The organism is Bradyrhizobium sp. Leo170 (assembly GCF_004296405.1).
In the GTDB taxonomy this organism is placed as follows: domain Bacteria; phylum Pseudomonadota; class Alphaproteobacteria; order Rhizobiales; family Xanthobacteraceae; genus Bradyrhizobium.
In genome coordinates, this window is the sequence record NZ_PSRR01000746.1 from 1 (window position 1) to 1,122 (window position 1,122).

2 protein-coding genes are annotated in these 1,122 nt (G+C 70.9%); both read left to right on the plus strand.

From position 1 onward, the window contains the following. On the plus strand, positions 1-157 hold a 157-nt coding region (locus tag CWO89_RS44430; protein ID WP_165421619.1), incomplete at its 5' end, for a PIN domain-containing protein. Further along, a partial coding sequence (locus CWO89_RS44435) for a tyrosine-type recombinase/integrase (RefSeq protein ID WP_130584409.1) occupies positions 154-1,122 on the plus strand: 969 nt, incomplete at its 3' end. The genes CWO89_RS44430 and CWO89_RS44435, both read left to right, overlap by 4 nt.

Sequence of the window (1,122 nt, forward strand, 5' to 3'; positions counted from 1 at the left end):
ATGGGGCCGCATCGCCGCGATCCGGCCGCGCGGCGATATCGACGGGCTGATCGCCGCCACCGCGATCGTCCACGACCTCATCCTCGTCACCCGCAATGTGGGGGATTTCGAGGATACGGGCGCCACGGTGATCAATCCTTGGGAGGCCTCGGCATGAGCCACCCTCCAGCGACCGCTTCGGAACCACTCGCGGCCGCCCCGTCCGACGCGGACCTCCCCTCCCCTCTCCCGCCATCACAAACCGGGCTGCCGGCGCATCTGGAACGGCTCGCCGATCGCGCCCGCGGCTATGTCGAGGCGGCGAGCTCGGCCAACACCCGCCGGGCGTATGCCTCCGACTGGAAGCACTTTTCCGCCTGGTGCCGGCGCCAGGGCCTCGAGGTGCTGCCGCCGTCGGCGCAGACGGTCGGGCTTTACATCACCGCCTGCGCCTCGGGCGCCGCGACGGCCGATCGCCAGGCCAATTCGGTCGCGACGATCGAGCGCCGGCTCTCAGCGCTGGCGTGGAACTATACGCAGCGCGCGACGCCCTTGGACCGCATGGACCGGCACATCGCGACCGTGCTCGCTGGGATCCGCAACACCCACGCTGCCCCGCCCCGGCAGAAGGAGGCGGTTCTGCCGGAAGACGTGATCGCCATGCTCGAGACACTCAATCGCGGCACGCTGCGGGGCTTAAGGGATCGCGCCATGCTGCTGCTCGGCTTTGCCGGCGGCCTGCGGCGCTCGGAGATCGTCGGCCTGGATTGCGGCCGCGAGCAGACCGAGGACGGCCGCGGCTGGATCGAGATCCTCGACAAGGGCATGATCGTCACCCTGCGCGGCAAGACCGGCTGGCGCGAGATCGAGATCGGCCGCGGCTCATCGGACGCGACCTGCCCGATCGTCGCTCTGCAGACCTGGCTGAAGCTGGCCCGGATCGGTCACGGCCCACTGTTTCGCCGCGTCACCGGCCAGGGAAAGGAGGTCGGGCCGGATCGCCTGGCCGACCAGCAGGTCGCCCGGCTGGTCAAACGCGCGGCGCTGGCCGCCGGGGTGCGCGCCGATCTGCCGGAAGGCGAACGCGAGGAAAAGTTCGCCGGCCATTCGCTGCGCGCCGGCCTCGCCTCCTCGGCCGAAGTC